Below are 3,662 nucleotides of genomic sequence, written 5' to 3'. Positions count from 1 at the left end.
GCTGGCCGGGGCCGCCGCGGACGGGCTGCTGGCGCTGCCGCTGGCCCGGCTGCGCGGGGTGTTCCAGGCCATCGCGACGCTCGCCTTCGTGCAGATCGTCCTGTCGCTGGCCCTCTACGCGGAGCCGCTGACCGGCGGGGCGATGGGCATGAACGGCCTGCCGCGGCTGGTTCAGGGCTGGCATTTGCTGGGCGTCTTCGCGCTGGTGCTCTACCTCGTCTTCGCGCTGTCGCGCGGCGGGATTGGGCGCGCCTTCGACACCATCCGGCAGGAGGAGACGGTGGCCGTCTCGCTCGGCATCCGGGTCGTCCGGTACCACCGGCTGGCCTTCGCGCTCAGCGGCGCCGTCGCCGGGCTGGGCGGCGGGGTGATGGCCCACCGCAACTACAGCCTCGTGCCGGAGGATTTCGGCTTCCCGCTTCTCGTGTCGGTGCTGACCTTCGTCGTGCTGGGCGGGCGCGCGGCGGTTCTGGGGCCGTTGGCCGGGGCGGCGGTGCTGACCGCGCTGCCGGAACTGGCGCGCCCATTGGCCGACTACCGCCTCGCCGTCAACGGGCTGCTGATGGTGCTGTTCATCGTCCATCTCCCGCACGGCGTGGTGGACACCCTCATTCTCCAGGCGCGCCGCCTGCGCCTCGCCGCAAGGCAGCGCGCGGGGGAGGCACGGGCATGACCTCACAAATTCAAGAGGGGCTTGTCCTCGACGGGGTGACCCGCGCCTTCGGCGGCGTGGTGGCCGTGGACGACCTGTCGCTGACCGTGGAGCCGGGCCGCATCACCGGGCTGATCGGCCCGAACGGGGCGGGCAAAAGCACGGTGGTGAACCTGATCACCGGCCTGCTGCGCCTGACCGCCGGGCGCATCCGCCTGGGCGACCGCGACATCACCGAGGCCGAGGCGCCGGAGGTGGCGCGCGCCGGCATCGCCCGCACCTTCCAGACCGTCCGCCTGCTGAAGGAGGCGAGCGTGCTGGACAACGTGGTCGCCGGCTTCCACCGGCACGAGCGCGCCGGCCTTGCCGCCGGTCTGCTCGGCTTGCCCTCGGCGCGTGCCGAGGGGCGGGAGCTGCGCCGCCGCGCCGCCGCCATCCTGGAGCGCTTCGGCATGGCCGGCTTCGCCGACCTTCCGGCGGGCAGCCTGTCCTACGGCCACCAGCGCCGCGTCGAGATGATGCGGGCGCTGGCCATGGAGCCGCGCCTTCTGCTGCTGGACGAGCCGGTGGCCGGCATGAACGACGTGGAGGCCGACGCGCTGGGCCGCATCTTCGCGGAACTGGCGCGCGACGGGCTCGGCGTCCTGCTGATCGAGCACAACATGCGCTTCGTCCTCTCGCTCTGCGCCGAGATCCACGTCATCGACAGCGGTCGGCTGATCGCCAGCGGCACCCCCGCGGCGGTGCGCCGCGACCCGGCGGTGATCGCCGCCTATCTGGGGACGTGACCGGCCATGCTGGAAATTCAGGATCTCGTCACCGCCTATGACGGCATCCGCGCCCTGCGCGGCGTCACCCTGACCGTGCCGGCGGGCGCCATGGTGGCGCTGATCGGCCCGAACGGTGCGGGCAAGAGCACGCTCCTCAACAGCGTCAGCGGCGTGGTGACGCCGTCGTCCGGACGCATCCGCTTCGACGGGACGGACATCGCCGGGCTGCCCGCCCACAGGGTGGCGCGGCGCGGCCTGCTCCAGGTGCCGGAGGGGCGCCAGATTCTCGGCCCGCTGTCGGTGGAGGAGAATCTCCTGCTCGGGCGGCTGGCCGCCGGGACGCGGGGGACCGCCGATCTGGAGGAGGTTTACGCCCTCTTCCCCATCCTGGCGGAGCGGCGCCGGCAGGAGGGCGGGTCGCTGTCCGGCGGACAGCAGCAGATGCTTGCCATCGGGCGGGCGCTGATGGGCCGCCCGCGCCTGCTGATGCTGGACGAGCCGAGCCTCGGCCTGTCGCCGCTGATGGCCTCGCAGGTCTTCGCGGCGCTGGAGACGCTGCGCCGCTCCGGCCTGACCATTCTGCTGGTGGAGCAGAACGCCCGCCGCGCGCTCGACGCCACCGGCCACGCCTATGTGCTGGAGCAGGGGCGCATCGTCCACCAGGGGCCGAGCGGCGACCTCGCCCGCGACCCCGCGGTGGCCAGCCATTATCTGCCCGGCGACGACCTTCCCGATTTTTAACGACGAGGATTTTCCGCATGAAGACCCTGTTCGGCGCCACCGCCCTGTCGCTGGCCCTCGCCGCGATCCTCCAGCCCGCCCAGGCGCAGGAGGTGGTGATCGGCGTGCCCGTCGCCTCCACCGGCATCTTCTCCTTCGCCGCCGTCCCGGGCCGCAACGGCATCGAAACCGCGCTGGAGGAGCTGAACGCCTCGGGCGAGCTGGGCAGCGTGAAGCTGAAGCTGCTGATCGAGGATACGGCCAGCGACAAGAACCAGGCGACCACGCTGGTTTCCCGCTTCGCCCAGTACGACAAGGCCGCGGTGATCCTCGGCCCGACCTCCAGCGTCGAAGCCTTCGCCGCCCTGCCGGTGGCGCAGGAGCAGGGCGTGCCGGTCGTCTCCACCGCGTCCGCCGACGTGTCGCGGGTCGGAAGCTGGATCTTCAAATCGAACGCCACCCCCGCCACCATCATGCAGGCGCTGGGCGAACAGGCCGCCGCCCGTCTGGCGCCCAAGAACGTCGCCTACGTCTTCAACCGCGACAACGACGCCTACATCGCCCAGAAGAACGGCGTGAAGGACCTGTTCGAGGCCAAGGGCATCAAGACCGTGGCGGAGGAGACCATCGTCGGCGGCGACACCGACTTCACGGCGCTGGCCACCAAGCTGGCCGCCCTGGACATCGACACGCTGCTGATCTCCACCACCGCGGAAACCAGCGCCAACATCATCATCCAGGCCAGGCAGGCAGGCCTGTCCGACAAGGTGCGCATCCTCGGCACGCCCAGCATGGCCTCGCAGCAGTTCCTCAAGGTCGGCGGTGCGGCGGTGGAAGGGACCATCTTCGTCGCCGACTATTTCCTGGAGAGCGCCAGCCCGCTGAACAGGACCTTCGTCGAGACCTACCAGCGCAAGTTCAAGATCGCCCCGGACGTCTTCGCGGCCATCGGCTACAACCAGTTGAAGGTCGCCGCCGCCGCCATCAAGGTCGCCGGCCCGACCTACGACCGCGCCGCCATCCGCAAGGCGCTGCTGACGGTGAAGGATCTGCCGACCGTGCTCGGCGGCGGCAAGCTGACCATCAACGAAAACCGCACTCCCTCCTACGGCGGCTTCGTGCTGACCGTGAAGGGCGGCGCCTTCACCCTGCTCTGAGCCGGACGCCGGGACGACATCATGGATCGGGCCGCACCGGTTGCCGCCGCCACACCCTCCCGGCGCCACGGCGTCCGGGAGGGGGAGGGCTTCACCATCCTCTTCGAGGATCGTTTCGGGGAGCGCGCGATCCCGGCCTGGCCGGGGGAGAGCGTCGCCGCCGCCCTGCTCGCCGCCGGGGAGCGGGCGTGGCGCACCGCGGAGGACGGCTCCCTGCGCGGGCTGTTCTGCGGCATCGGGGTGTGCTGGGAATGCCGCTGCGTGATCGACGGGCGGCCCAACACCCGCGCCTGCCAGGCGGAGGCGCGGCCCGGCCTGTCCGTCCGCTGGCAGGTCGGGCCGGGGCTGCTCGGCGACGGCGGC

5 protein-coding genes are annotated in these 3,662 nt (G+C 71.7%); all 5 read left to right on the top strand.

Annotated elements, in window-relative coordinates:
- Positions 1-673 (top strand): branched-chain amino acid ABC transporter permease (locus QSG27_RS28085; protein WP_306712043.1); only part of this gene is annotated, 673 nt, incomplete at its 5' end.
- Positions 670-1,440 (top strand): ABC transporter ATP-binding protein, encoded by a 771-nt coding sequence (locus tag QSG27_RS28080; protein ID WP_306712041.1) that lies wholly within the window; start codon positions 670-672, stop codon positions 1,438-1,440. The genes QSG27_RS28085 and QSG27_RS28080, both read left to right, overlap by 4 nt.
- A gap of 6 nt (positions 1,441-1,446) precedes the next feature.
- Positions 1,447-2,163, top strand: coding sequence for an ABC transporter ATP-binding protein (locus QSG27_RS28075; protein WP_306712039.1), 717 nt, complete (start codon positions 1,447-1,449; stop codon positions 2,161-2,163).
- A 17-nt stretch (positions 2,164-2,180) separates the two neighbouring features.
- Positions 2,181-3,299, top strand: coding sequence for an ABC transporter substrate-binding protein (locus QSG27_RS28070; protein ID WP_306712037.1), 1,119 nt, complete (start codon positions 2,181-2,183; stop codon positions 3,297-3,299).
- Positions 3,300-3,320: 21 nt separating this feature from the next.
- Positions 3,321-3,662 (top strand): (2Fe-2S)-binding protein (locus QSG27_RS28065; RefSeq protein WP_306712035.1); only part of this gene is annotated, 342 nt, incomplete at its 3' end.

The organism is Azospirillum isscasi (assembly GCF_030849505.1).
Taxonomy (GTDB): domain Bacteria; phylum Pseudomonadota; class Alphaproteobacteria; order Azospirillales; family Azospirillaceae; genus Azospirillum; species Azospirillum isscasi.
This window is presented reverse-complemented; position numbering and strand designations above follow the sequence as displayed.